Annotated in this window: 21 protein-coding genes and 1 pseudogene; 15 read left to right on the forward strand and 7 right to left on the reverse strand. The window is 72.6% G+C overall.

Annotated features, from left to right (window positions below):
• Window positions 1–109: 109 nt before the first annotated feature.
• Window positions 110–331 (forward strand): annotated as a pseudogene (locus B086_RS43810) (helix-turn-helix domain-containing protein); the annotation flags it as partial.
• Between the two features lie 255 nt (window positions 332–586).
• Here B086_RS43810 and glnA read toward each other — a convergent pair.
• A complete protein-coding gene (glnA, locus tag B086_RS0131850; RefSeq protein ID WP_018570490.1) occupies window positions 587–1948 on the reverse strand; it encodes a type I glutamate--ammonia ligase in 1362 nt (453 codons plus the stop codon).
• Window positions 1949–2361: 413 nt separating this feature from the next.
• Here glnA and B086_RS0131855 point away from each other — a divergent pair, with 413 nt between their 5' ends.
• Complete coding sequence (locus B086_RS0131855) at window positions 2362–3552, forward strand: globin domain-containing protein (RefSeq protein ID WP_018570491.1); 1191 nt, start codon at window positions 2362–2364, stop codon at window positions 3550–3552.
• 78 nt (window positions 3553–3630) lie between these two features.
• Here B086_RS0131855 and B086_RS0131860 read toward each other — a convergent pair whose 3' ends face one another.
• On the reverse strand, window positions 3631–4080 hold the full coding sequence (locus B086_RS0131860) for an RrF2 family transcriptional regulator (protein ID WP_018570492.1): 450 nt from the start codon (window positions 4078–4080) through the stop codon (window positions 3631–3633).
• A 271-nt stretch (window positions 4081–4351) separates the two neighbouring features.
• On the opposite strand from B086_RS0131860, the gene B086_RS0131865 reads away from it, so the two are divergent.
• The 4 genes from B086_RS0131865 (at window position 4352) to B086_RS0131880 (ending at window position 9858) form a co-directional block, all read left to right on the forward strand.
• Window positions 4352–5095: a DUF3105 domain-containing protein gene (locus B086_RS0131865; RefSeq protein ID WP_018570493.1), complete on the forward strand. Its 744-nt coding sequence runs from the start codon at window positions 4352–4354 to the stop codon at window positions 5093–5095.
• Complete coding sequence (locus B086_RS0131870) at window positions 5092–5769, forward strand: DUF305 domain-containing protein (protein WP_018570494.1); 678 nt, start codon at window positions 5092–5094, stop codon at window positions 5767–5769. Before B086_RS0131865 ends, B086_RS0131870 begins: the two co-directional genes overlap by 4 nt.
• A 238-nt stretch (window positions 5770–6007) precedes the next feature.
• A complete protein-coding gene (locus B086_RS0131875) occupies window positions 6008–7951 on the forward strand; it encodes a S53 family peptidase (protein WP_026252973.1) in 1944 nt (647 codons plus the stop codon).
• A 146-nt stretch (window positions 7952–8097) separates the two neighbouring features.
• A complete protein-coding gene (locus B086_RS0131880) occupies window positions 8098–9858 on the forward strand; it encodes an NAD+ synthase (RefSeq protein ID WP_026252974.1) in 1761 nt (586 codons plus the stop codon).
• Window positions 9859–9962: 104 nt separating this feature from the next.
• On the opposite strand, the gene panB is transcribed toward B086_RS0131880, so the two are convergent.
• Window positions 9963–10841, reverse strand: a complete 879-nt coding sequence (gene panB / locus B086_RS0131885; RefSeq protein WP_018570497.1) for a 3-methyl-2-oxobutanoate hydroxymethyltransferase — start codon at window positions 10839–10841, stop codon at window positions 9963–9965.
• Between the two features lie 240 nt (window positions 10842–11081).
• Here panB and B086_RS0131890 point away from each other — a divergent pair, with 240 nt between their 5' ends.
• The 6 genes from B086_RS0131890 (at window position 11082) to B086_RS0131915 (ending at window position 17957) form a co-directional block, all read left to right on the forward strand.
• Entirely contained in the window at window positions 11082–12680 is a 1599-nt protein-coding gene (locus B086_RS0131890) for an MFS transporter (RefSeq protein WP_199790798.1), read from the forward strand.
• A gap of 133 nt (window positions 12681–12813) precedes the next feature.
• Window positions 12814–13455 carry a TetR/AcrR family transcriptional regulator gene (locus B086_RS0131895; RefSeq protein ID WP_018570499.1) on the forward strand — a complete coding sequence of 214 codons (642 nt, stop codon included), beginning with the start codon at window positions 12814–12816 and terminating at the stop codon, window positions 13453–13455.
• Window positions 13456–13637: 182 nt separating this feature from the next.
• Window positions 13638–14696: an endonuclease/exonuclease/phosphatase family protein gene (locus tag B086_RS0131900; RefSeq protein WP_018570500.1), complete on the forward strand. Its 1059-nt coding sequence runs from the start codon at window positions 13638–13640 to the stop codon at window positions 14694–14696.
• A gap of 90 nt (window positions 14697–14786) precedes the next feature.
• On the forward strand, window positions 14787–16007 hold the full coding sequence (locus B086_RS0131905) for an MFS transporter (protein WP_018570501.1): 1221 nt from the start codon (window positions 14787–14789) through the stop codon (window positions 16005–16007).
• A 112-nt stretch (window positions 16008–16119) separates the two neighbouring features.
• A complete protein-coding gene (locus B086_RS0131910; RefSeq protein ID WP_018570502.1) occupies window positions 16120–17145 on the forward strand; it encodes an ATP-binding cassette domain-containing protein in 1026 nt (341 codons plus the stop codon).
• Entirely contained in the window at window positions 17142–17957 is an 816-nt protein-coding gene (locus B086_RS0131915; RefSeq protein ID WP_018570503.1) for an ABC transporter permease, read from the forward strand. Before B086_RS0131910 ends, B086_RS0131915 begins: the two co-directional genes overlap by 4 nt.
• Before the next feature lie 11 nt (window positions 17958–17968).
• On the opposite strand, the gene B086_RS0131920 is transcribed toward B086_RS0131915, so the two are convergent.
• A complete protein-coding gene (locus B086_RS0131920; protein ID WP_018570504.1) occupies window positions 17969–21334 on the reverse strand; it encodes an AfsR/SARP family transcriptional regulator in 3366 nt (1121 codons plus the stop codon).
• A 79-nt stretch (window positions 21335–21413) separates the two neighbouring features.
• On the reverse strand, window positions 21414–21959 hold the full coding sequence (locus B086_RS42145; RefSeq protein WP_078509953.1) for a Uma2 family endonuclease: 546 nt from the start codon (window positions 21957–21959) through the stop codon (window positions 21414–21416).
• A gap of 148 nt (window positions 21960–22107) precedes the next feature.
• On the opposite strand from B086_RS42145, the gene B086_RS0131930 reads away from it, so the two are divergent.
• Window positions 22108–22908, forward strand: a complete 801-nt coding sequence (locus B086_RS0131930; RefSeq protein WP_018570506.1) for a site-2 protease family protein — start codon at window positions 22108–22110, stop codon at window positions 22906–22908.
• Here the strand turns inward: B086_RS0131930 and B086_RS0131935 are convergent.
• Together B086_RS0131935 and npdG are read right to left on the reverse strand one after the other, a co-directional pair.
• Window positions 22898–23083 (reverse strand): hypothetical protein, encoded by a 186-nt coding sequence (locus B086_RS0131935; protein WP_018570507.1) that lies wholly within the window; start codon window positions 23081–23083, stop codon window positions 22898–22900. The two genes, B086_RS0131930 and B086_RS0131935, sit on opposite strands and share 11 nt — an antisense overlap.
• A 98-nt stretch (window positions 23084–23181) precedes the next feature.
• On the reverse strand, window positions 23182–23886 hold the full coding sequence (npdG, locus tag B086_RS0131940) for an NADPH-dependent F420 reductase (protein WP_018570508.1): 705 nt from the start codon (window positions 23884–23886) through the stop codon (window positions 23182–23184).
• A 139-nt stretch (window positions 23887–24025) separates the two neighbouring features.
• On the opposite strand from npdG, the gene B086_RS0131945 reads away from it, so the two are divergent.
• Window positions 24026–24643: a hypothetical protein gene (locus B086_RS0131945; protein ID WP_018570509.1), complete on the forward strand. Its 618-nt coding sequence runs from the start codon at window positions 24026–24028 to the stop codon at window positions 24641–24643.
• Window positions 24644–24789: 146 nt separating this feature from the next.
• Window positions 24790–26064, forward strand: a complete 1275-nt coding sequence (locus B086_RS0131950) for an MFS transporter (protein ID WP_026252975.1) — start codon at window positions 24790–24792, stop codon at window positions 26062–26064.
• Window positions 26065–26090 lie beyond the last annotated feature (26 nt).

Here is a 26090-nt window from a genome sequence, read left to right on the forward strand (position 1 = left end):
CCGCTGATCCGGGGGCGGGGCGGTGTGTGGTCAAGGTGCGCAACGGGCAGGGCTGCCGGGCCGTTGAGGGAGGTATTGGACGTCCCGACTCAGCAGCACGGGGGTCCTGTTGGTTCCGTATCCTGCCGCACTCGACCTGCCTCACGCGCTGATCGAATGGGTCACGATGCTCATCGTCACCCGTGAAGGTGACCGGCGGTGCAAACTGCCGCCGCACTGGCGTGCGCTGGTCGCACTCGTGTACCTGCGCCGCCACGACACCCTCGCCCGTATCGCCGCAGCGTTCGGGATATCCGTCGGCACCGCACACGCCTACGTCACCGCGGTCTCACTCTGGAGAGGAAACGCTGAAAACGCTGACTACCTCGGGCACAACGATCCGGGCTTCACGCTCCGGGTCTACACGCATCTGATGCCGAGCAGCGACGCACGGGCCAGAAAGGCCGTGGACAGCCTGTACGAGGCCACCGATCCGGTGCCGGACGGCCCAGAGACGGCCCAGGGCCAGTGAGACGCGGTGGGGCGGACGGTCCGTGACCGCCCGCCCCACCTGCCAAGTCAGCGATAGACCAGCTCTGACCTGCGCTTACAGCACCGGCAGATGCTTCCGCAGTTCGTACGCCGTGACCTCGCTTCTGTACTCCTCCCACTCCTGCTTCTTGTTGCGGAGGAAGAAGTCGAAGACGTGCTCGCCGAGGGTTTCGGCGACGAGGTCGCTGTTCTCCATGAGGGTGAGGGCCTCGCCGAGGTTCTGGGGGAGGGGTTCGATGCCCATGGCGCGGCGTTCGGCGTTGGAGAGGGCCCAGACGTCGTCCTCGGCGCCGGGGGGGAGTTCGTAGCCCTCCTCGATGCCCTTGAGGCCGGCGGCCAGGAGGACGGCGTAGGTGAGGTACGGGTTCGCGCCGGAGTCGATGGAGCGGACCTCCACACGGGCGGAGCCGGTCTTGCCGGGCTTGTACATGGGGACGCGGACCAGGGCGCTGCGGTTGTTGTGGCCCCAGCAGATGTAGGAGGGGGCCTCGCCGCCGGCGCCCGCGGTGCGCTCGGAGCCGCCCCAGATGCGCTTGTAGGAGTTGACCCACTGGTTGGTGACCGCGCTGATCTCCGCCGCGTGCCGCAGCAGGCCCGCGATGAAGGAACGGCCCACCTTGGAGAGCTGGTACTCGGCGCCGGACTCGTAGAACGCGTTCCGGTCGCCCTCGAAGAGGGAGAGGTGCGAGTGCATGCCGGAGCCGGGGTACTCCGAGAACGGCTTGGGCATGAAGGTGGCCTGGAGGCCCTGCTCCAGCGCGACCTGCTTCATGACCAGGCGGAACGTCATGATGTTGTCGGCGGTGGAGAGCGCGTCGGCGTAGCGCAGGTCGATCTCCTGCTGGCCGGGCGCGCCCTCGTGGTGGGAGAACTCCACCGAGATGCCCATCGACTCCAGCATGGTGATCGCCTGGCGGCGGAAGTCCATGCCGATGGCCTGCGGGGTGTGGTCGAAGTACCCGGAATTGTCGGCGGGGGTGGGGCGGGAGCCGTCCAGCGGACGGTTCTTCAGCAGGAAGAACTCGATCTCCGGGTGGGTGTAGAAGGTGAAGCCCAGGTCGGAGGTGCGGGCGAGGGCCCGCTTGAGGACGTAGCGGGGGTCGGCGAAGGACGGGGAGCCGTCCGGCATCAGGATGTCGCAGAACATCCGGGCCGTGCCGGGGCCCTCCGCGCGCCAGGGCAGGATCTGGAACGTGGACGGGTCGGGCTTGGCGATCATGTCCGACTCGTAGACCCGGGCGAAGCCCTCGATGGCGGAGCCGTCGAAGCCGATGCCCTCGTCGAACGCCTGCTCAAGCTCGGCGGGGGCCACGGCCACGGACTTGAGGAAGCCCAGCACGTCGGTGAACCACAGGCGCACGAACCGGATGTCGCGCTCCTCCAACGTCCGGAGCACGAACTCCTGCTGCTTGTCCATCTTCCGCTTCCCCATCCTTGCTGGTCAGGCCGCCTGTGTCCGTACGTAGGCACGAGAGGCGGTCGGGCACGCGAGCATCACACCACACCACCGTTTCACACGCGTTGCGGACCGTCGTTCCCACGCGTCACGGGCCTCGGGCCGGGGGCCGTCCCGGGTCCGGCCGGGACCAGGTGCGCCGGGTCCGGGCGCCGGGTCGGCGGGTGTGCTGCTCCGCTGCCCATCTTGCCCCCTGTACGGCTCCCCCGTAATGGCCGGAACCTCCTCCGGCGTGAGCGACGCCACTCCCTTTTAATTTGCATCTCAGATGCAAGTTTTCATACCGTCGAAGCGGTCGAGCGGTCGAACTTGTGAGCGGTCCGAGCGGTCCGAGCGGTCCGGTCGATCTTTCGTCGAGCCTTCGAGGAGACACGATGCTGTCCGAGCAGTCAGCAGCCACCGTCCGCGCCACCCTCCCCGCCGTGGGCGCGGCCATCGGCGAGATCACCGAGCGCTTCTACGCCCGGCTGTTCGAGGCCCACCCGGAGCTGCTGCGCGATCTGTTCAACCGCGGCAACCAGGCGTCCGGCGCCCAGAAGCAGGCGCTCGCCGGCTCCATCGCCGCCTTCGCCACCCACCTGGTGGACCACCCGGACCAGCGCCCCGACCTGATGCTGCACCGCATCGCCCACAAGCACGCCTCGCTGGGCATCGCCCCCGAGCAGTACCCGATCGTCCACGAACACCTGTTCGCCGCCATCGCCGAGATCCTCGGCGACGCCGTCACCCCCGAGGTCGCCGCCGCCTGGACCGAGGTCTACTGGCTGATGGCGAACGCCCTCATAGCCGTCGAGAAGCGCCTGTACGAGCAGAGCGAGCAGACCGGCTGGCGCGCGTGGACGGTCGTCGGACGCGTCGAGGAGACCGCCGACGTCGCCACCTTCCGGCTGCGCCCCGCCGACGGCGGCCCGGTGCCCGGCCACCGCGCCGGGCAGTACGTCTCGGTCGGCGTCCGTCTCGCGGACGGCGCCCGGCAGATCCGCCAGTACAGCCTGACCGCCGCCCCCGGCTCACCGGAGCGGCAGTTCGCCGTCAAGCGGGTGAGCGGCGACGCCGCGACCCCCGACGGCGAGGTCTCCAACCACCTGCACGCGCACGTCCGCGAGGGTGACGTCCTCCAGCTGTCCGCCCCCTACGGCGACCTCGTCGTCGAGGACACCACCGCGCCGCTGCTGCTCGCCTCCGCGGGCATCGGCGTCACCCCCGTGATCGCCATGCTGGAGCAGCTCGTGCTCGACGGCCGCACCGCCCCCGTGACCGTGGTGCACGCCGACCGCTCCCCCGCCGCGCACGCGCTGCGCGCCGAGCACGAGGCGTACGCGGCCAAGCTGGCGGACGGGCGGACGGCCTTCTTCTACGAGGAGGGCGCCGAGGGCGCCGCGCGGTCCGGCCTGGCCGACCTCACCGGCATCGACGTCCCGGCCGGTACGCGGGCCTACCTGTGCGGGCCGCTGCCGTTCATGCGGGCGGTGCGCGAGCAGCTCCTCGCCCGGGGCGTGGCCCCGGCCGACATCCACTACGAGGTCTTCGGGCCCGACCTGTGGCTGGCGGAGGGTGCGGCCTGATCCGCGTGGCCCCTGGGTCCGGCCCGGTGTGCAAGCCGTCGGCCGGAGGCGGTTCCCCCGACCGCGGTCCCTGAACGGTCAGGTGCCGTCCGGCCGCCGCGCGGTCGGCAGGCCCAGCAGCAGCGGGCCCGTCGGGGAGGCGACCATGTCGGCGACGGTGAGCGGGTCGAGGGAGGCGTAGAACGCCTCCTGGGCCCGGCGCAGGGCGCCGCGCAGGCGGCAGTCGGAGTTCAGCGGGCAGGGGTTCGCGCCCTCGCAGTCGGCGACGTCGCCCTCGCCCTCCAGGGCGCGCACGATCGCGCCGACCGACGCGCCGCGGCCCGCCTCGGTGAGGGTCAGGCCGCCGCCCCGGCCGCGACGGGCGGCGAGCAGGCCCCGGTGCTGGAGTTCGGCGACGACCTTCGCGGCGTGCGTGTACGGCACGCCCATGTCCGCCGCGACCTCCCTGGTCGTGGGGCTCGATCCGCCCGCGACGGCGAGCCTCATCAGGACGCGCAGCGCCATGTCGGTGGAGCGCAGCAGCCGCATGCCGCCAGCCTAAATAATGCGCATCTGCCATTCAACTTATCCGCACAGCCGCACAGCCGTATCCCCGTACCCGCGTCTGGCGCTTCCCGCTCTCCCCTCCGCGCGCCCTCCCCCACTACGATCAGCGCGCACTCGCACCGCGCCCCCGGCGTCCGGGCCCCGCCGCCCGGCCCCACGGCACCCCCGCCATGCCGCCCCACCCGTCCCATCCGTCCCGTCCGTCCCGTCCGAACCCCCATCCCCATCCGACCGTGACACGAAGGACTTCCCCATGGGCTCCGCGAAGAAGCCGGACAGCACCGCCACCGGGCAGCGCAAGGCGCGCATCGAGGAGATGCGCCGTGCCGACCGGTCCCGGGAGCGCCGCAACCGGCTTCTGGTGATCGCGGCGAGCGTGGTCGTCGTCGTGGGTCTGGCCGTGGGCGGCGTGGTGCTGGTCCAGTCGCGGTCCGACGACGGCACCCCGGTCGCGAAGGAGAGCGCGTCCGGGTCGGCGTCGAGCGGCATGGACGGCAAGAACAGCAAGAACAACAACGACAAGAACGGGAAGGGCACTTCCGGCCACTTCGAGACGGGCAAGGACGGGGTGCGGACCTGGAAGGGCACGCTGGGCCGTACGCACACCACGGACCCCGTGACGTATCCGATGGAGCCCCCGGTCGGCGGTGACCACAACCCGGTCTGGCAGAACTGCAACGGCGACGTCTACACCGCCCCGCTGAAGAACGAGCACGCCGTGCACGCGCTGGAGCACGGCGCGGTCTGGGTGACGTACGACGCCAAGGCGCCCAAGGCGGACGTGGACGCGCTCGCGGCGAAGGTGCGCAGGACGCCGTACTCGCTGATGAGCCCGGTGGCCGACCAGAAGGACCCGATCATGCTGTCGGCGTGGGCGCACCAGCGCACGGTGACGGGCGCGGCCGACCCGAACGTGGACGCGTTCTTCGCCCAGTTCGTCCAGGGCCCCCAGACGCCGGAGCCGGGGGCCGCCTGCACGGGCGGGGTGGACCGGTGAGGGTCGCCGGGCTGGTCGCGGGTGCCGTGGCCACGGCCGTGATCGCCGTCGGCGCGATCGGCTACGCGGTCGCGGAGGGCGGCGGCCCGGCCGGTCCGGCGGACGGCTCTGCGGCGGCGGGCGCCACGGCTCCGGCCCTGACGGTGCCGGCCGCCGGCTCGGCGGACGCCGGTTTCGCCCGGGACATGGCGGTCCACCACCAGCAGGCCGTCGAGATGTCGTACATCGTGCGCGACCGCACGAGCGACCCGGAGGTGCGGCGGCTCGCCTACGACATCGCGCAGACCCAGGCCAACCAGCGCGGCATGCTGCTGGGCTGGCTCGATCTGTGGGGGCTGCCGAAGGTGTCGGCGGGTCCGCCGATGGCGTGGATGGGGATGGGCGGCGCGGCCTCCCGAGCGACAGGCGCGGACGGCGCGCTGATGCCGGGGATGGCCACCGACGCGCAGTTGAAGGAGCTGGGCCGGCTGCGCGGACGTGCGGCCGAGGTGCTGTATCTGCGGCTGATGACGGCGCATCACCGCGGCGGCATCCACATGGCACAGGCGTGTGCCGCCGCCTGCGCGGTGGGGGCGGAGAAGCGGCTGGCGCAGGGCATGGCGGACGCGCAGCAGTCGGAGATCGACTTGATGGCGGACATGCTCAGGAAGCGTGGCGCGGCGACCGGTTCGTGACACCGCACGACCGGAATCCGGGGAACGAAGACCGCAATTCGTGCGCTATACACCGCTCCTGACGGTTCCTTGGGTTTCTCTTGGCCTGCGTATTCCCCTGGCATGCACGGTTCATCGGGAAGAGTGGCACTCGATCGTGTGATCCATTCAGGGGCCACACCGCCGCGGTCGTCATGCCGGGTCACGCGAGGTCCGACCACTCATTGCGTTACATGCGATCCGCATCGCAGGGGGTTATATGAGATCGAACCGCGCCACCGTGCGGGCCGGAGTGAGCCTGGCAGCGACACTGCCGATGGTCGCCGGCGCGCTGGTGCTCGGCATACCCGCGGCGCACGCCGCGGGCCACTCGGGCCGTCAGGCCGTCACGGGCACCAAGCCCGCGTGGGCCACGGCCAAGGCGGACAAGGGTGCCACCGCCGACAGCGCCCAGGTCACCGCCCGGGTGTACCTGGCCGGCCGCGACGCGGCGGGCCTGGCCGCCTACGCCAAGGCGGTCGCCGACCCGTCCTCGCCGTCCTACGGCAAGTACCTGAGCGCCGAACAGGCGCAGACACGCTTCGGTGCGACGAAGGCCCAGGTGGCCGCCGTCACGTCGTGGCTGAAGTCGACGGGTCTGAAGGTCACGTCCGTCACGCCGCACTACGTCGCCGTCTCCGGTGACGTCGCCGCCGCGGAGAAGGCGTTCGGCACCCAGCTGCACAACTTCGCCAAGGGCGCGAAGACCTACCGCGCCCCCGCCCAGCAGGCGTCGGTGCCGCAGGAGCTGCGGGACGCCGTCCTGACCGTCACGGGTCTGGACAACGCCCCGCACAAGTCCGACCACAAGGACCAGCTGCCGCCGCCGGACGCGGTCTTCAAGAACGCCGGGCCGTTCTCCACGTACTACGGCTCGAAGACCGCGAAGACGCTGCCGTCCGCGTACGGCCAGAAGGTCCCGTACGCCGTCAAGGGCTACACGGGCAAGCAGTTGCGCGCGGCCTACGGCGCGGGCAAGTACACCGGCAAGGGCGTCCGGGTCGCCATCACCGACGCCTACGCCTCGCCGACCATCGCCTTCGACGCGGCCATGTACGCGAAGAAGAACGGCGACAAGCCGTGGAAGACCGGCCAGCTGCACCAGTCGCTGCCGGCCCAGTACACGCGCACCGAGGAGTGCAAGGCGGCCGGCTGGTACGGCGAGGAGACCCTGGACGTCGAGGCCGTGCACGCGGTCGCGCCGGACGCGGACGTCACCTACGTCGGTGCCGCCTCCTGCTACGACGACGACCTGCTGGACTCGCTGAGCAAGGTCGTCGACAACCACCTGGCCGACATCGTCTCCAACTCCTGGGGCGACATCGAGGCCAACCAGACGCCCGACCTGGCCGCCGCCTACGACCAGGTGTTCCAGTTCGGCGCGGTGGAGGGCATCGGCTTCTACTTCTCCTCCGGTGACAACGGCGACGAGGTCGCCAACACCGGTACGAAGCAGGTCGACACCCCGGCCAACTCGGCGTGGGTGACCGCGGTCGGCGGTACCTCGCTGGCCGTCGGCAAGGGCAACAAGTACCTCTGGGAGACCGGCTGGGGTACCGAGAAGGCCAACCTGTCGGCCGACGGCAAGAGCTGGGACGGCTTCCCCGGCGCCTACACCTCGGGCGCGGGCGGCGGCACCAGCAAGACCGTGGCGCAGCCGTACTACCAGAAGGGCGTCGTCCCGAACGCGCTGGCCACGGCGAACAACGCCGCCGGCAACCGCGTCGTCCCGGACATCGCGGCCATCGCCGACCCGAACACCGGCTTCCTGGTCGGCCAGACCCAGTCCTTCCCCGACGGGTCGCAGCAGTACGCCGAGTACCGGATCGGCGGCACCTCGCTGGCCGCGCCGGTGATCGCGGGCGTGCAGGCCCTCGCCCAGCAGGCGAACGGCGGCAAGGCGATCGGGTTCGCCAACCCGGCGATCTACTCGCAGTACGGCACGAAGGTGTACCACGACGTCGTGGACAAGCCGACCGGCAAGGACCTCGCGGTCGCCCGCGTCGACTTCGTCAACGGCATCGACGCCACCGGCGGCCTGAGCGTCTCGCTGCGCAGCCTCGGCAAGGACAGCTCGCTCAAGGCGGTCAAGGGCTACGACGACGTCACCGGCGTCGGCTCGCCCGCGAAGGGCTACGTCGACTCCTACCGTCGCCGTCACTGACCCGCATCCGCACCGCGGCGCGCCCGTCCCCCGGCTTCCGGGGGACGGGCGCCCGTGCGTGCGCCCGGCCCGCGCCGCCTTCGGCGTGGGGCGGCCCACACCGCCCGTCCCCCCATCGCGTCGCTCTGACGATTACACTGGTGGACGTGCCTCAACTACGTCTCGCCCTGAACCAGACCGACTCGCGCGTCGGCGACCTCGCCGCGAACTCCGAGGCGGTCGTCCGCTGGACCCGGCACTCCGCCGAGCAGGGAGCCCATCTCGTGGCGTTCCCCGAGATGGTGCTGACCGGGTATCCCGTCGAGGACCTGGCGCTCAGGTCGTCCTTCGTGGAGGCGTCCCGGGCCGCGCTGCGCGCCCTCGCCGCCCGGCTCGCCGAGGAGGGCCTCGGGGAGCTGCCGGTCGTCGTCGGCTATCTCGACCGCTGCGAGACCGCCCAGCCGAAGTACGGCATGCCGGCCGGCGCGCCGCAGAACGCGGCGGCGGTGCTGCACCGCGGCGAGGTGGTGCTGGCCTTCGCCAAGCACCACCTGCCGAACTACGGCGTGTTCGACGAGTTCCGCTACTTCGTGCCCGGCGACACCATGCCCGTCCTGCGGGTGCACGGCGTCGACGTGGCGCTCGCCATCTGCGAGGACCTGTGGCAGGACGGCGGGCGCGTCCCGGCCGCCCGCACCGCGCGCGCGGGCCTGCTGCTGTCCGTGAACGCCTCCCCCTACGAGCGGGAGAAGGACGACACCCGCCTCGAACTGGTGCGCAAGCGGGCCCAGGAGGCCGGCTGCACCACCGCGTACCTGGCCATGACCGGCGGCCAGGACGAGCTGGTCTTCGACGGCGACTCCATCGTGGTCGGCGCCGACGGCGAGGTGATCGCGCGGGCGCCGCAGTTCACCGAGGGCTGTGTGGTGCTGGACCTGGACCTGCCGGGGGTGGCGGCCGACGCGGCGGCCGACGGGCAGCGGGTGGACGACGGGCTGCGCGTGGAGCGGGTGGTGCTGTCCGAGGAGCCGCTGCCCGCGTACGAGCCGCGGTTCACCGGCGGGTACACCGAGCGGCTGGACGACGACGAGGAGGTCTACACGGCGCTCGTCACGGGCCTGCGGGCGTACGTCCGCAAGAACGGCTTCCGGTCCGTCCTCATCGGCCTGTCCGGCGGCATCGACTCGGCGCTGGTCGCGGCGATCGCCTGCGACGCGGTGGGCGCGGAGAACGTGTACGGGATCTCGATGCCGTCCAAGTACTCCTCCGAGCACTCCAAGGGCGACGCGGCCGAGCTGGCCCGGCGCACCGGGCTGCACTTCCGCACGGTGTCGATCGCCCCCATGTTCGACGCGTACATGGGCGCGCTGGGGCTGACCGGGCTGGCCGAGGAGAACCTCCAGTCCCGGCTGCGCGGCACCCTGCTGATGGCGGTCTCCAACCAGGAGGGCCACATCGTCCTCGCCCCCGGCAACAAGTCGGAGCTGGCGGTGGGCTACTCGACGCTGTACGGCGACTCGGTGGGCGCGTACGGCCCGATCAAGGACGTGTACAAGACGTCGGTGTTCCGGCTGGCCGAGTGGCGCAACCGGGCCGCCGCCGAGCACGGCGAGACCCCGCCGATCCCGGAGAACTCGATCAGCAAGCCGCCGAGCGCGGAGCTGCGCCCCGGGCAGGTCGACACGGACTCGCTGCCGGACTACCCGGTGCTGGACGCGATCCTGGAGCTGTACGTGGACCGGGACCGGGGCGGCGACGAGATCGTCGCGGCGGGCTACGACCGCGAGCTGGTCGTGAAGACGCTGACGATGGTCGACCGGGCCGAGTACAAGCGGCGCCAGTACCCGCCGGGCACCAAGATCTCCGCCAAGGGCTTCGGCAAGGACCGCAGGCTGCCGATCACCGACGGCTGGCGCGAGCAGGCGTAGCACCCGGCGCGGGCGGGCGCGCGACGGAGAACAGCCCCGCCGACGGGGGAAGATCGGCGGGGCTGTTCCGGGTGTTTCCGCAGTGGTCCGGGTGGGCCGGCGGATCAGTGGACGGAGTGCTCCTCCAGCGGGAACGCTCCGCCGATCACGTCCTCGGCGAAGGACCGCGCCGCGTCGCCCAGGACACCGCGCAGGTCGGCGTACTTCTTGACGAACTTGGGCACCCGGCCGCCGGTCAGGCCGAGCATGTCCGTCCAGACCAGGACCTGGGCGTCCGTGTCCGGTCCGGCGCCGATGCCGACGGTCGGGATGTGCAGCACCCGCGTCACCTCGGCCGCCAGCTCCGCCGGGACCAGCTCCAGGACGACGGCGAAGGCGCCCGCGTCCTGGACGGCCTTGGCGTCGCGCAGCATCTGCTGGGCCGCCTCCTCGCCGCGGCCCTGGACGCGGTAGCCCATGGCGTTGACGGACTGCGGGGTCAGGCCGATGTGGGCCATGACGGGGATGCCGGCCTCCACCAGCAGGCGGATCTGCTCGTGCGAGCGCTCGCCGCCCTCCAGCTTCACGGCGCCGACCCCCGCCTCCTTGACCAGGCGGGTGGCCGAGCGCAGCGCCTGCACCGGGCCCTCCTGGTAGGAACCGAAGGGGAGGTCGCCGACGATGAGGGCGCGCCGGGTGCCGCGCACCACGGCGGCCGACATCATGGCCATCTCGTCGAGGGTGACGGGGACGGTCGTCTCGTACCCGAGGTGGCAGTTGCCCGCCGAATCGCCGACCAGCATCACGGGGATGCCGGCCTCGTCGAAGACGGAGGCGGTCATCGCGTCGTAGGCGGTGAGCATGGGCCACTTCTCGCCGCGCTCCTTGGCGAGGGCGAGGTCGCGGACGGTGATGCGGCGGGTGCCCTTTCCTCCGTACAGCGTGTTGGCACTGCCGTCGGAGGTGCTCTTCTGTGCAGGCTGGGCAGCCGGAAGCTGCGTCATTGCAACGGCTCCTTCAATCATCTCGAGGCGCCCTGACGGCGTCCCCGGACTCCCCTCCATGGTGACATCTCCGCCCGCGGCGGGCCAGAGGACCCCCGTGTGCCTCAAGTCTCGGTCCGCCGTGGGCCGGTGTGCGCTTCGAGCGGGCGCGGGACGGGCAAGGCGGCCGGTCGTAAGATCTGAGCAAAGGATTTCCGATACGAGACGGTTCCGTATCGCAATGGCCCTACGCTCGGGCCCATGACTACTCCTGCCGACCGCGCCACCACGGGGCCCGGGATCCCGGAGGCGGTGCACCGCCGCCGCTGGGCGATCCTCGGCGTCCTGATGCTGAGCCTGCTGATAGTGGTGCTCGACAACTCGATCCTGAACGTCGCCATCAAGACCATCTCGACCCCGGCTCCGACCGGGCTGGGTGCCACCCAGAGCGAGCTGGAGTGGGCGATCAACGCCTACACGCTCGTCTTCGCCGGACTGCTGTTCACCTCGGGCCTGATCGGGGACCGGGTGGGCCGCAAGAAGGTGCTGCTGGGCGGCCTCGTCGTCTTCGGCATCGGCTCCGCGCTGGCCGCCGAGTCCGGCTCGCCGGGCCAGCTGATCGCCTACCGCGCCCTGATGGCGGTGGGCGCCGCGTTCGTCATGCCGGCCACCCTCGCCGTGCTGATGAACGTCTTCGAGCGCGACGAGCAGCCCAAGGCCATCGGCATCTGGGCGGGCGGTGTCGGCCTCGCCATCGCCATCGGCCCGATCACCGGCGGTCTGCTGCTCGACCACTTCTGGTGGGGCTCGGTCTTCCTGATCAACGTGCCGATCGTGGTCGCCGCGGTGGCGCTGATGATCTGGCTGGTGCCCGACTCGCGCGACCCGCGCCCCGGCCGCCTCGACCCCATCGGCGTCGTGCTGTCCGTGGTCGGTCTGGTGCTGCTCGTCTACGGCATCATCAAGGGCGGCGAACTGGCCGACTTCACCGACCCGACCGTGCTGGCGACCATCATCGCCGGTGTCGTCGTCCTCGCGGCGTTCATCGTCTTCGAGAAGCGCAGCGACCACCCGTCGCTGGACGTCACCTACTTCAAGAACAAGGTCTTCTCGGCGGCCATGGCCGCCATCGCGCTGGTCTTCTTCGCCCTGATGGGCATCACGTTCTTCTCCGTCTTCTACACCCAGAGCGTGCGCGGCTACTCCCCGCTGGAGTCCGGCCTGCTCATGATCCCGCTGGCCGCCGCGCAGATGGTCTTCGCGCCGCGGGCCCGGCTGGTCGTCGACCGCTTCGGCTACAAGGCGACCACCACGGCGGGCCTGGTGCTGCTGGCCGGGATGCTCGCCGCGTTCGCCGGGTTCGATGCCGACACCCCGATCTGGGTGCTGGAGGTCGCCTTCTTCCTCATGGGCACCGGCATGGCGCACATCATGACGCCGACCAGCGTGGTCATCATGCAGGCCCTGCCCCGCGAGAAGGCGGGCTCGGCCTCCGCGCTGAGCAACACCTTCCGCCAGGTCGGCGGCGCGCTCGGCATCGCCGTGCTCGGCTCGGTGCTCTCCACCGCGTACCGCGACAGCATCGAGGGCAAGCTCGGGATGCTCCCGGCGAACCTGCGCGGCACGGCGGGCGAGTCCATCGAGGCCACGCTCGGCGTCGCCGAGAAGCTCGGCCCGCGCGGGCAGGCGCTGGTCGGCCCGGCCAACGACGCCTTCCTGCACGCCATGCACGTGACCTCGCTGTGCGGCACCGTGGTGGCGCTGGCCGGCGCGGTCGTGGTGGCCGTCTTCCTGCCCGGCCGCACCCCGCGCCGGCCCGAGAACCAGGAGGAACCGGAACTGGTGGCGGCGGCCGACTGACCGCGGCACCGCACGGGGGAAGAGACGGGAACGGGGGCGGAGCAGTCATACGGGGGCGGCCGGCCGGCGGTGGGCAGCAGCACCGCCGGCCACCGGGTGGACAATGACCCGGTACGACGAAAGGACGTCTCAGGTGAGCCTCGCCGACAGCCAAGCCGCCCCGGAGTACCCCGTGAGGGGCCGCCCCCGGAGCGAGACGGTGGAACGCGCCATCGTCGAGGGGGTGATGAAGCTCCTGGAGGAGGGCGTGCCGCTGGCCGAACTCTCCATCGAGCGCATCGCCCGGACGGCGGGCGTCGGCAAGGCCACCATCTACCGCCGCTGGAGCGGCAAGGAGGAGTTGTTCGTCGACGTCGTGCGCGCCGCCGAACCGCCCGACCCCGATCTGCCCGGCACCTCCATGCGCGACGATCTGGTGGCGGTGCTGGAGCAGTTGCGCCGACGCGGGCTGATCAGCCGCTCCTCGGCGATCCTGCACAACGTCTACGCCCAGATGAAGAGCAGCCCGAAGATCTGGTGCGCCTACCACGCCACCGTCGTCGAGCCCCGGCGCCGGATCCAGGTGGAGCTGCTGCGCCGCGGCCAGCTCACCGGTGAACTGCGCGCGGACGTCGACGTGGAACTGCTCAACGACATCCTCGTCGGACCCATGCTGGTGCGCAGCATCATGCGGCCCGACCTGGACCTGCCCGAGGGGCTGTCGGAGCAGATCGTGGACACGGTCCTGGAGGGCCTGCGGCCCGTGCCGCGCCCGGCCGGTCCGGCGCCGGAGTGAATGTGCCCGTTTCGTCACAGAGCAGGCCCCGCACGGCGTGACCGGAACTCCGCGCCCCGGCTCGCTCGTCCTCGTGCTCGTACGGCCGTCATGGACGGCAGGAACGGAGCCGATCATCCCCTAGGGTCGTAGCCCACGGGGTGACGGTGCACGGCAGGCACGGCAGGCAGTGAGGCGACGGTATGGCGCAGCAGGCGTACTTGACGGAGACGGACGACGGCGGCTCGGGGCCCGAGCGCTCGGAGAACCGGATTCGGCGCCTGCTGGACCGGCTGCTGCGCGGCTGGCGCGGCGACCGCCGGATCTGGCGCCGGGGCATCGTCTCGGCGGTCCTCGCGGTGCTGGCCGCGCTGGTGATGCTGCTGCACTCGCACATCCCCAACCGGGTCGGCAACCTGGGCAGTCTGACGGAGACCTTCCTGCCCTGGCTGGGGCTGCTCGTGCCGGTGCTGCTGGTGGTGGCGCTGGTGCGCAAGTCGGCCACCGCGCTGATCGCGCTGGTGCTGCCCGTCGCCGTCTGGCTGAACCTCTTCGGCGGTCTGGTCACCGACAAGACCGGCGGCGGCGGTGATCTGACGGTGGCCACGCACAACGTCAACGCGGACAACCCCGACCCGACCGGCACCGCGCGCGAGGTCGCCGCGTCCGGCGCGGACGTGCTGGCGCTGGAGGAGCTGACGGCCGCCGCGGTGCCGGTGTACGAGCGGGCGCTGGCGTCGGCGTACAAGTACCACGCCGTGGAGGGCACGGTGGGGGTGTGGAGCAAGTACCCGCTCAGCGCGGTCCGCCCGGTCGACCTCCGGCTCGGCTGGACCCGTGCCCTGCGTGCCACGGTGGCCACGCCCGAGGGTCCGCTCGCGGTGTACGTCGCCCACATGCCCTCGGTGCGGGTGAAGCTGAACGCCGGGTTCACCGCGCAGCAGCGGGACCACAGCGCGACCGCGCTGGGCACGGCCATCGCGCACGAGAAGCTGGAGCGGGTGGTGCTGCTCGGCGATCTGAACGGCACGATGAACGACCGCTCGCTGGGCGCGGTCACCTCCCAGATGCGCTCGACGCAGGGCGCGGCGGGCAGCGGCTTCGGCTTCAGCTGGCCGGCCTCGTTCCCGCTGGCCCGGATCGACCAGATCATGGTCAGGGGCGTGGAGCCGGTAAGCTCCTGGACGCTGCCGCGCACGGACAGCGACCATCTGCCGATCGCGGCGCGTGTGAAGGTCACCACATCGGCAACCAGCTCGTAACCTGCTGGAATACCGGGCCTGAAAGACTTTGTTCCGCAGCTGAACATACAGGTCAACACGCTGTACGGAACCCACCCCGAAAGGTCTTTCATGCCCCTGGCCCTGCTCGCCCTCGCCGTGGGCGCCTTCGGCATCGGCACGACCGAGTTCGTCATGATGGGGCTGCTGCCCGATGTCGCCGACGACCTGGGCATCTCGATCCCCGCCGCCGGGCACCTGGTCTCCGCGTACGCGCTGGGCGTGGTCATCGGCGCCCCGCTGCTGGCCGCGCTCACCTCCCGGATGTCCCGCCGCCGGGTGCTGATCGGCCTGATGGCGCTGTTCGTCGTGGGCAACGCGCTGTCCGCGCTCGCCCCCGGCCACAACTGGCTGCTGGCCGCCCGCTTCCTGAGCGGACTGCCGCACGGCGCCTTCTTCGGCGTCGGCGCGGTGGTCGCCACCGGGATGGTGCCGCCCGAGCGCAAGGCACGCTCGGTGTCGCTGATGTTCCTCGGCCTCACCATGGCCAATGTCGCCGGGGTCCCGGTCGCCACGCTCATGGGCCAGCACCTGGGCTGGCGGGCGACCTTCCTCGGGGTCGGCGCGATCGGCGTGGCGGCCATCGCCGCGCTCGCCCTGCTCATCCCCCGCGACCATGCGCACGCCGCCCCGGCGGCCGGACTGCGCGGTGAACTGGCCGCCCTGCGCTCGCTGCCCGTGTGGCTGGCGCTGCTGACCACCGTGGCCGGTTTCGGCGCGCTGTTCGCCGCCTACAGCTACATCACGCCGATGCTCACCGGCACCGCCGGGTACGCCGAGTCCAGCGTGACCCTGCTGCTGGCCCTGTTCGGCGTCGGCGCGACCGCGGGCAACCTGCTGGGCGGGCGGCTCGCCGACCACGCGATGCGCGGCACCCTCTTCGGCGGACTGGCCTCGCTGGCCGTCGTGCTGCTCCTCTTCCCGGTGCTGATGCGGGCCGGGTGGAGCGCGGCGCTCGCGGTGACCCTGCTCGGCACGGCCGCCTTCGTCACCGGCTCCCCGCTCCAGCTCATGGTGATGGAGAAGGCGGCGGCGGCCCCCTCGCTGGCCTCCTCCGCCAACCAGGCCGCCTTCAACCTGGCCAACGCCGGGGGTGCCTGGATCGGCGGGCTCGCGCTGGCCGCGGGCTTCGGCGCGACCTCACCGGCGCTGGCCGGCGGCGCCCTGGCCGTCCTCGGCCTGGCCGTGGCCGCCGCCGCGCAGGCCGTAGACCGCCGCCGTCCGGCCCAGGTCCCCACGGCCCGCGTCGTCACCGGCCACATACCGGAGGCGACCGCACCGCTGCACCGCTGAGCGGACGCCCCGACCGGCGCGGCCCCCGCGCCCGGATGCCTGTCGGCGGCGGCCGGGCGGGCGTCGGCGGACTGTCGGTGGTTTGTCGGTGGGGGATGGCATCGTCTTCGCCATGACACGAATCGACAAGCACCCCGGCGGCGCGGGGATCGCCGTGACGGTACGGGGACTGGTCAAGCACTACGGCGAGACCAAGGCGCTGGACGGCGTCGACCTCGAGGTGCGCGAGGGCACCGTGATGGGCGTGCTCGGGCCGAACGGCGCAGGCAAGACCACCCTCGTCCGCATCCTCTCCACCCTGCTGGCCCCCACCTCCGGCGAGGCCACCGTCGCCGGGTACGACGTGGTGCGCCAGCCCCGGCAGCTGCGCCGGGTCATCGGGCTCACCGGGCAGTACGCGTCCGTGGACGAGAAGCTGCCGGGCTGGGAGAACCTCTATCTGATCGGGCGGCTGCTGGACCTGTCCCGCAAGGACGCCCGCACCCGCGCCGACGAGCTGCTGGAGCGGTTCTCGCTCACCGAGGCGGCCAAGCGCCCGGCCAGCACCTACTCCGGCGGCATGCGGCGCCGCCTCGACCTGGCCGCGTCCATGATCGGACGCCCCGCGGTGCTCTACCTGGACGAGCCGACCACCGGCCTGGACCCGCGCACCCGCAACGAGGTCTGGGACGAGGTCAAGACGATGGTCGGCGACGGTGTGACCGTGCTGCTGACCACCCAGTACATGGAGGAGGCCGAGCAGCTCGCCTCCGAGCTGACCGTGGTCGACCGCGGCAAGGTGATCGCGGGCGGCCGCATCGAGGAGCTGAAGGCCAAGGTCGGCGGGCGCACCCTGCGCGTCAGGCCGGCCGACCCGGGCGAACTGCGCCCGCTCGCCGGGATGCTGGACGAGCTGGGCATCACCGGACTGGCGACGACCACCGTGGACACCGAGACCGGCTCCCTGCTGGTGCCCGTCCTCAGCGACGAGCAGCTGACCGCCGTGGTCGGCGCGGTGACCGCGCGCGGCATCACCATCAGCTCCATCACCACCGAACTGCCCAGCCTGGACGAGGTCTTCCTGTCCCTCACCGGCCACCGCGCCAGTGCCCCGCAGGACGCCAGCCCCGCCGACGCCCGCGAGGAGGTCGCCGTATGAGCGCCGTCACCACTCAGATCCCGACCGCCGACGTCCGGATCCCGCTGCGCGGGCATCTGCGGCACACCGGCGCGCTGATCCGGCGCAACCTGCTCTGGATCCGCCAGGACCCGGAGTCCATGTTCGACGCGCTGCTGATGCCGATCGTCTTCACCCTGCTGTTCGTGTACGTCTTCGGCGGCTCGATCGGGCAGGCGCTGGGCGGCGGCCAGTCGCAGTACGTGCAGTACGTCATCCCGGGCATGCTGGCGATGAACAGCATGACGCTGTCCCAGGGCGTCGGCACGGGCTTCAGCCAGGACTTCAACAGCGGTGTCATGGACCGCTTCCGGTCGCTGCCGATCGGCCGCGGCTCGGTGCTGTTCGCGAAGATCGCGGTCGAGCTGTTCCGGATGCTGTTCGCCACGGTCGTGCTGATGGTCGTCGCCATGCTGGTCGGCTTCCACATCACCCACTGGGCCGGTCTGTTCGCGACCGTGGCCCTGTCCGCGCTGTTCGCCTCGTCGATCATGTGGGTGTTCCTCACCCTCGGCGTCGTGCTGAAGAACGCGCAGTCCGTGCAGGCGATGGGCTTCCTGGTGCTCTTCCCGCTCCAGTTCGGCTCGTCGATCTTCGCGCCGACCCAGTCGATGCCGGGCTGGCTCCAGCACTTCACCGACTACAACCCGCTCTCCACGCTCGCCGACGCGGCCCGCGGTCTGATGCTGGGCGGCCCGGTCGCGCACGACCTGTGGATCACCGTGGCCTGGTCGGTCGCGATCACCGCCGTCGCGGCGCCGCTCGCCATCCACAAGTTCCGCACCAAGACCTGAGGCCGCGCGCCTCAGAACAGGGCGGCGGCCTCCTCCGGGGAGAGGCCGCCGCCCTCGGCGTACGCGGCCTCGAAGCCGTCCGCGCCCAGCGCGCCCCGGATCCGCTCCACGACCCGGTCCCGGACATGGCGTTCCATGGCGGAGGAGACATGGCAGGCGGGCAGCAGGGCGTCGGCGGCGGCCAGGCAGCGGGCCGCGTCCCGGGCCCGGCCGCCGCCGTCCAGCGCGGCCAGGGCCATCGCGCCGACCGTCAGATACGTCGCGCGCATGTGCGGGGCGATGGCCAGGGACAGCGGATCACCGGCCCGCCGCATCGCCTGCCCCGCCTTGGCCAGCGCCTCCTCGTGGCGGTCGTCGACCGCGTCGAGCCACGCCTCGGCGCCCAGGATGAAGGAGTCGAAGACGACGAAGCGGGAGATGCCGAACTCCTCGCGCAGCCGCAGCAGTTGCTCACGCGCCTCGGGGACGCGGCCGGTCATGCCGAGGTAGCCGGCCAGGAAGATCCGGGCGGCGGGCTTCGCCTCGTGCCCGGTGTCCGGCCTGCCGTCGATCACCTCGCGCAGCAGCAGCTCGCCCTGCTCCGCCTCGCCCGCCTCGATCAGGACGCTGCCCAGCCGCGACTTGAGCACCGCCGTCTGGGCACGCGCGCCGAGCCGTTCGGCGTGTTCCACGGCCTCCTCGTAGTCGGCGGCGGCCCGCAGATACCGTCCGGCGCGCTCATGGGACTCGCCGCGCGCGGACAGCGCCTCGGCGGCGCCCCAGGCGTCCCCGAAGCTCCGGTAGATCTCCAGCGACTCGTCGGCGTCACGGGTGGCGTCGCCGGTCCACTCGACGCGGTTGGCCAGCAGGTTGGCCCGCATCTGGAGGGCGCCGGCCAGTTCGTGTTCGTAGCCGGGGGTGCTGCGGCAGGTGGCCACGGTCGCGTCGATGACGGTACGCAGCCGCACCATGTCGCCGCTCAGTATCACCGCGAAGAACCACAGCATGCCGGGGTAGCGGCAGGTCTGGGGCAGGCCGGGTTCGTAGACCTCGGTGACGGCCCGGAGCTTCCGCTCGGCCTCGGGGGTCTCCCACGCCTCCAGTTCGGTGTCCATGCAGGCGAGGTGGAGCAGGTGCAGGCCGCGGCGGGCCTCCGCCAGGACGTCCTCGCTCATCGGCGGCGGGGCGTCCGTGCACCGCTGCCACACCGGCACCGCGCGGCGCACCGGCTCGGCGAACGGGTCGGGGGTGAACGCCATGACGTCCGCGCACCAGTTGCGGGCCTCGATACGCACGTCCCGCATCTGCCAGTACGTGCCCAGGGAGTGGATCAGGCACAGCGCCTCCTGCTCGTCGCGTTCGGCGACGGCGTGCCGCAGGGCGGTGCGCAGGTTCTCGTACTCCAGCTCGAAGCGGGCGATGGCGGCGAGCTGGCCGGAGCCGCGCAGCAACGGGTCGGTGGTGCGGGCCAGTTCGCGGTAGTGGACGAGGTGGGCGCGCTCGGCGGCGGCCCGGCCGCCGGTCTGTGCCAGCCGCTCGGCGGCGTACTCGGCGACGGTCTCCAGGAGCCGGTAGCGCATCGCGCCGTCGGCGGCGGGCGCGGCCACCACCAGCGACTTGTCGACCAGGGAGCCGAGGGCGTCGAAGGCGGCGGGCCCGCACACGGCCTCGGCGGCGGCCAGGTCGCAGCCGCCGGCGAAGACGGACAGCCGGCTCAGCACCTCCCGCTCCCCCGCGTCCAGCAGGTCCCAGGACCAGTCGACGACGGCGCGCAGGGTCTGCTGGCGGGGCAGCACGGTGCGGCTGCCGGAGGTGAGCAGCCGGAAACGGTCGTCGAGCCGGTCGGCGATCTGCCGCGGGGAGAGCATCCGCAGCCGGGCGGCGGCCAGTTCGATGGCGAGCGGCAGCCCGTCCAGGCGGCGGCAGATCTCGGCGCAGGCGGCGGCGGTGTCCGCGTCGGCGTCGGTGCGGAACCCGGGCCGTACGGCGGCGCCGCGCTCGGCGAACAGGCGCAGCGCGACCGGATCGGGCAACGGCTCCACCGGGCGCAGCAGTTCGCCCGGTACGCCGAGGGGCTCGCGGCTGGTGGCGAGGACGGTGAGGCGGGGGCAGCGGGCGAGGAGTTCCTCGACGAGGTGGGCGGCGGCGTCGACGACATGCTCGCAGTTGTCCAGGAGCAGGAGCATGCGGCGGCGGGCGCAGTGCTCGACGAGCCGTTCGACCGGGTCGTCGTGGCGGTCGGCGACGGCGGCCCTTATCTCCTCGGCACCGGCGCCGTAGAGCACGGTCTCGCGGGCGCCCACCGCGGTCAGCACCGCCTCGGGCACCGCGTCCGGGTCGTCGACCGGAGCCAGTTCCGCCAGCCACACGCCGTCCGGCGGGGCGGGCCGCAGGGCCTCGGCGGCCTCCTGCGACAGCCGGGTCTTGCCGGCCCCGCCGGGCCCGAGGAGCGTGATGAGCCGCGCGCTCCCCAGGTCGGCGCGGAGCGCGTCGATGTCGCTCTCGCGGCCCACGAAGGAGGTCAGCCGGGCGCGCAGGTTGCTGGGCGGGGGCGCCGGGGCGGCGGGGGGCGCGGGATCGGCGGGGACGGTGGCCGGGCGGCCGGGGGCGACGGCGGTGGCGTACGGGTCCGGGCCGCCGGTGCCCCGCCGCCGGTCCTGCCGCGGTCCGTCGCCGCCGAGCAGCCGCCCGTGCAGCGCGCGCAGTTCGGGCCCCGGGTCGGAGCCGAGCCGGTCGGCCAGCAGCCGCCGTACGTCCTCGTAGGCGGCGAGCGCCTGGGCGGTGCGGCCGGCCTCGTGCAGGGCGCGCAGCCTGAGCGCCTGGAGGGGCTCGTCCAGGGGGTGGGTGTCGCACAGGGCGGTCAGCTCGGGCAGGGCCCGGTCGGTGTCGCCGAGGGCGAGCGCGGCGGCCAGGCGGGCCCGGCGCACATCCAGGTGCCGGGTCTCCCAGCGGGCCGCCTCCGCGGTGCGGTCGGGCAGGTCGGCGAGGGCGGGGCCGTGCCACAGGGCGAGGGCGTCGTCGAGGGTGGCGGCGGCCTTCGCCGGGTCGCCGTCGGCGAGCGCGGCCAGGCCCTCGCCCGCCAGGCGCTCGAACCGGTGCAGATCGATGTCGTCGGCCGTGGCGGTGAGCCGGTAGCCGCCCTCGGCGGAGGCCACCGCGTCGGCGCCGAGTGCCCGGCGCAGCCGTCCGACCAGGGCCTGGAGCGCGCCCGTGGCGTCGGCGGGCGGATCGTCCTCCCAGACCTCGTCGACCAGGACGGACACCGGGACCGTGCGTCCGGGCCGCAGGGCGAGCACGGTCAGCAGGGCGCGCAGCCGCGCACCGCCGACCGGGACGGCGGTGCCGTCGGGGCGGAATGCCTGGGTGGTGCCGAGGATGCGGTAGCGCACGGGGTCCATTGTCCCCGGGGACGCCCCGGAGCCGCTCGGGGGTTTCCTCGCAGCGGAAAGCGGCGGGAAAGCAGCGAGGACAGGCGTCTCAGATGCGGACGAACTGGGAGGAGTCGAGGGTCAGGGTCTGGTCGGCGACGGGGATGCGGATCTCGTCCCCGAAGGCGCCCGACTCCTCGTGCCGGTAGACGCCGTCCTCGGGCCGGGTCAGCAGGGTCCAGCGGGCGCTGAGCACGTCGACGACGAGGTAGGCGGGGATGCCGCGCAGCGCGTAGTGGTCGGGCTTGGTGCTGTAGTCGCGGTTCCTGCTCTCGGGGGAGACGACTTCGACGACGAAGGGCAGCTGCCCCTCGTCGAACTCGCTCTTGCCGGAGTTCCACTCGCTCTCCGGCAGGGCGGAGACATCCGGCTCGGGCGAGTAGCCCTCACGCCGGGGAACGATCTTGAACTCACCGATCGGCACCCAGCCCGGCGCCCGTGTCTCGATCTGGTTCGCGATGCGGCGCTGGGTCATGAGATGCGCCTGCGTGACAGGTACCACCGTGAGTCCGTTCCGTGTCAGGCGGAGCCGCAGCCGCCTGGGCAGGCGAACTGCCTCAAGCGCATCTGCCACCCACTCCTCGGTAGTGGTCACGACACCTCCCTGGTCGAGTCGATTCCAGCCTACCGACTATCAGGAACCGAGGACCCGCCGCAGCACGTTCCCCCCGTGTCACCGGTACGGTCGACCCCACCCGCCGGTCGCGCCCGGCACCGGACCCGTCCTTTGGAGCGCCCCGCCCATGACCACCGCCACCGCCCGCCACGGCGACCGCCGGATCAGCCCCGTGTTCCTGGGGATCCTGGCCGTCACCGCCGTCACCGGGTGGGCCACCTGGACCGGGTTCGCCGAGCGGCCCGGTGTCGCGGTGTTCCTGTTCGTGACGGCCGCCTGGATCGTCTCGCTGTGCCTGCACGAGTACGCGCACGCCCGCACCGCGCTGCACAGCGGTGACATCACGGTCGGCGCGAAGGGCTATCTGACGCTGAACCCGCTGAAGTACACACACGCGCTGCTGAGCATCGTGCTGCCGGTGATCTTCGTGATCATGGGCGGGATCGGGCTGCCCGGCGGCGCGGTCTTCATCGAGCGGGGCCGGATCCGGGGCCGCTGGCGGCACAGCCTGGTCTCGGCGGCCGGGCCGCTGACCAACGTGCTGTTCGCGGCGGTGTGCACCGCGCCGTTCTGGCTGGGCGCGCTGGACGGGGTGCCGGGCGACTTCCGGTACGCGCTCGCCTTCCTCGCGCTGCTCCAGGTCTCGGCCGCGCTGCTGAACTTCCTGCCGGTCCCGGGCCTGGACGGCTACGGCGTGCTGGAGCCGTGGCTGTCGCAGGGGCTGAAGCGGCAGGTGGAGCCGTTCGCGCCGTTCGGACTGCTGTTCGTCTTCGCGCTGCTGTGGCTGCCCTCGGTCAACAGCGCCTTCTTCGACGCGGTCTACGCCGTCCTCGGCCATCTGGGCGTGGACGGCCACGACCGCTACTGCGGTCAGGAGCTGTACCGCTTCTGGCAGGGGACGAACGAGTACTGCGCGGTCAGCCGGTGACCGAGCCGCCGCGGGCCGCGCGGCCCCGGCGCAGGTAGTACCAGGTCATGTTGGACGACAGTCCGGCCAGCAGGACCCACACGATCCCCAGCCAGCTGCCCTGGACGAAGGAGACGACGGCCGCGGCCACGGTGAGCACGCAGACGATCAGGGCGTAGAGGGCGAGGCGGGGCATGGGGGCGGGCTCCTGTCGGGGACACGGGGACACTGCTCGGGACTGCTTCGCCGACCAGTGTCCCCCATGCGCGTCCCGGACCGGCGCGCGGGCGGTGCTCAGACGTCGGTGAGCCGCAGCCCCGCGTGCGCCTTGTAGCGGCGGTTGACGGAGATCAGGTTGGCGACCAGCGACTCCACCTGGTGAGCGTTGCGCAGCCGCCCGGCGAAGACCCCGCGCATCCCGGGGATCCGGCCGGCCAGCGCCTGCACGATCTCCACGTCGGCGCGCTCCTCGCCGAGGACCATCACATCGGTGTCGATCCGCTCGATCGCGGGGTCCTGGAGCAGGACGGCCGACAGGTGGTGGAAGGCGGCGGTCACCCGCGAGCCGGGCAGCAGGGCGGCGGCCTGCTCGGCGGCGCTGCCCTCCTCCGGGGTGAGCGCGTAGGCGCCCTTCTTGTCGAAGCCGAGCGGGTTGACGCAGTCCACGACGAGCTTGCCGGCCAGTTCCTCGCGCAGCGACTCCAGGGTCTTGCCGTGGCCCTCCCAGGGCACCGCGACGATCACGACGTCGCTGCGGCGGGCGGTCTCGGCGTTGTCGGCGCCCTCGACGCCGTGCCCGATCTCCTCGGCCGCCGCGCGCGCCCGGTCGGCGGCCCGCGAGCCGATGATCACCTTCTGGCCGGACCGGGCGAACCGGTGGGCGAGCCCCTTGCCCTGCGGGCCGGTCCCGCCGAGCACGCCGACGACCAGTCCGGAGACGTCGGGCAGGTCCCAGGGGTCCTTGGCGGGGGCCTTCTGTGCACTGTCGGTAGAGGTCATGGGCCGACTCTACGTCCGCGGCCCCTCCCCCACCCGTCCGGGTGAGCCGGGTCAGCGGTGCCGCCCGGTGTCCCCGGTGCGGGCGAACCGGGTGCGAACTGCGCGCCGGGAGCAGCCGTTTGGGGCAGCATGCGCTCCCATGGACGCCGTACGGGTCGCGCTGCTGCGCGAAGTGCTCGCCGGGACCGAGTGGTTGGCCACCACCCGGCGGTTCGCCGGGGCGCTGCGCGGGTCGGTGGTGGCGCACGGGGGCGGGCTGCTGCTGGTCGGCACGCCGGAGCACGAGCCGTGGCATCTGGCCGCGCATCTGGTGGACGAGGCCGCCTGGTCGGGCACGCCGGAGCTGGCGCCGACCCTGGTGCGGCACGGCGCGGGTCCTGCGGATCCGGCGCACCTCGCGGTCGGGCTCGGCCGGCTGACGGCGGCCCGGCGCGGCGAGACGCTGCTCGTGGTGGCGCCCGAGGTGCCCGGCGGCGGGGGCGAGCCCGCGGAGCTGCTGACGCGGGTGCACGACGTGCGGCGGGCCGGGGCGACGGTGCTGGCGCTGGGCGCGGGCGGCGGCGAGCTGGCGGCGATGGCGCACGAGACGCTGGCGGTGCCGGACGGCGGCGAACTGGACCTGGACACCGTGCAGCACCTGGTCAGCGCGGCGGCCGGGGAGAACCCGCTGCCGGGGCCGCGCGGGCGCGGGCGGTGGCGGGACCGGCTGTCCCGGCTGGCGGAGGCGCTGACGGCTCCGCCGCCCGCCCGCTGGTAGGCCCCGGGGAGTCCGCCCCGGGAAAACCCGTTTGCTCCAGCCGGGCCTGTGCCTGAACATGACCCGACGTGACCGATCACGCCCCGTCTTCTCCGTCTTCTCCGCCTTCACCGTCTTCTCCGCCTTCACCCGCTTCTCCGTCCGGGCTGCGGGCGCTGCTGCCCGATCTCGCCCCGTGGCGCTCCTCCCGCGACTTCCGCAGGCTGTGGGTGTCCGGGCTGATCTCCAACTTCGGTACGTTCCTGACCTTCGTCGCGCTGCCGGTGCAGATGAAGGAGCTGACCGGCTCGGCGGCGGCGGTCGGCGCGATCGGCGCGGTGGAGCTGGTGCCGCTGATCGTGTTCGGGCTGTACGGCGGGGCGCTCGCGGACGCGATGGACAAGCGGCGGCTGATCCTGTGGACCGAGGCCGGCCTCGGGGTGCTCAGCGCCGTCCTGCTGGTGGACGCCCTGCTGCCGCACCCGGCGGTGTGGCCGCTGTACGTGGTGGCGGCGCTGTCCTCCGCGCTGACCGCCGTGCAGCGGCCCGCGCTGGACGCGCTGTGGCCGCGCATCGTGGCCCATGAGCACCTGCCCTCGGCGACCGCGCTGAACTCGCTGCGCTGGACCGTGGGCGGGGTGGCCGGTCCGGCGGTGGCGGGTGTGATCGTGGCGTACGCGGGCCTGGCCCCGGCCTACGCGGCCGACCTCGCGACCTTCGCCCTCTCGGTGGTGCTGGTGGTCCGCATCGCCGCGCAGCCCGCCTCCCACGAGGCCGCGAAGCCGTCGCTGCGGGCCGTCGCGGAGGGCGCCCGGTACGCCTGGAACCGCAAGGAGCTGCTGGGCACCTACGCGGTGGACCTGGCCGCGATGTTCCTGGCGATGCCGCTGGCGGTGCTGCCGTTCCTCGCGGACGAGCTGGACGCCCGCTGGTCGCTGGGGCTGATGTACGCCGCCGTGCCGCTCGGGTCGCTGCTGGTGAGCGTGACCAGCGGCTGGACCTCGCGGGTGCACCGGCACGGCCGGATGGTGGTCCTCGCGGCCCTGCTGTGGGGTCTGGCCATCGCCGCCGCCGGGGTGGCCGGGAACGTCTGGCTGGTGCTGCTGTTCCTCGCCGTGGCGGGCGGCTGCGACATGGTCAGCGGGATCTTCCGGGGCGCCATGTGGAACCAGACCATCCCGGACGAGCTGCGCGGCCGGCTGGCCGGGATCGAGCTGCTCTCGTACTCGGTGGGCCCGCAGCTCGGCCAGGTCCGCTCCGGCGGGCTCGCCGCCTGGTGGGGCGTACGGGCGTCCGTGTGGTCCGGCGGCGTCCTGTGCGCGGGCGCGGTCGGCCTGCTCGCCCTCTGCCTGCCCGGCCTGATGGCCTACGACGTCCGCACGAACGAACACGCGGTACGCCAGCGCGAACTGCGGGCGACGGGGCTGCGGACGGCCGCCTGACCGAGGGCCCGCCGAACCCCAGCGGT

The sequence above is a fragment of the Streptomyces sp. PsTaAH-124 genome (assembly GCF_000373685.1).
GTDB classification, from domain to species: domain Bacteria; phylum Actinomycetota; class Actinomycetes; order Streptomycetales; family Streptomycetaceae; genus Streptomyces; species Streptomyces andamanensis.

Coding starts and splice junctions, on each gene's coding strand:
- glnA (WP_018570490.1), bottom strand. CDS start 1,948: ATGGACAAGCAGCAGGAGTTCGTGCTCCGGACGTTGGAGGAGCGCGAC.
- B086_RS0131855 (WP_018570491.1), top strand. CDS start 2,362: ATGCTGTCCGAGCAGTCAGCAGCCACCGTCCGCGCCACCCTCCCCGCC.
- B086_RS0131860 (WP_018570492.1), bottom strand. CDS start 4,080: ATGCGGCTGCTGCGCTCCACCGACATGGCGCTGCGCGTCCTGATGAGG.
- B086_RS0131865 (WP_018570493.1), top strand. CDS start 4,352: ATGGGCTCCGCGAAGAAGCCGGACAGCACCGCCACCGGGCAGCGCAAG.
- B086_RS0131875 (WP_026252973.1), top strand. CDS start 6,008: ATGAGATCGAACCGCGCCACCGTGCGGGCCGGAGTGAGCCTGGCAGCG.
- panB (WP_018570497.1), bottom strand. CDS start 10,841: ATGACGCAGCTTCCGGCTGCCCAGCCTGCACAGAAGAGCACCTCCGAC.
- B086_RS0131890 (WP_199790798.1), top strand. CDS start 11,082: ATGACTACTCCTGCCGACCGCGCCACCACGGGGCCCGGGATCCCGGAG.
- B086_RS0131900 (WP_018570500.1), top strand. CDS start 13,638: ATGGCGCAGCAGGCGTACTTGACGGAGACGGACGACGGCGGCTCGGGG.
- B086_RS0131905 (WP_018570501.1), top strand. CDS start 14,787: ATGCCCCTGGCCCTGCTCGCCCTCGCCGTGGGCGCCTTCGGCATCGGC.
- B086_RS0131910 (WP_018570502.1), top strand. CDS start 16,120: ATGACACGAATCGACAAGCACCCCGGCGGCGCGGGGATCGCCGTGACG.
- B086_RS0131915 (WP_018570503.1), top strand. CDS start 17,142: ATGAGCGCCGTCACCACTCAGATCCCGACCGCCGACGTCCGGATCCCG.
- B086_RS0131920 (WP_018570504.1), bottom strand. CDS start 21,334: ATGGACCCCGTGCGCTACCGCATCCTCGGCACCACCCAGGCATTCCGC.
- B086_RS0131930 (WP_018570506.1), top strand. CDS start 22,108: ATGACCACCGCCACCGCCCGCCACGGCGACCGCCGGATCAGCCCCGTG.
- B086_RS0131935 (WP_018570507.1), bottom strand. CDS start 23,083: ATGCCCCGCCTCGCCCTCTACGCCCTGATCGTCTGCGTGCTCACCGTG.
- npdG (WP_018570508.1), bottom strand. CDS start 23,886: ATGACCTCTACCGACAGTGCACAGAAGGCCCCCGCCAAGGACCCCTGG.
- B086_RS0131945 (WP_018570509.1), top strand. CDS start 24,026: ATGGACGCCGTACGGGTCGCGCTGCTGCGCGAAGTGCTCGCCGGGACC.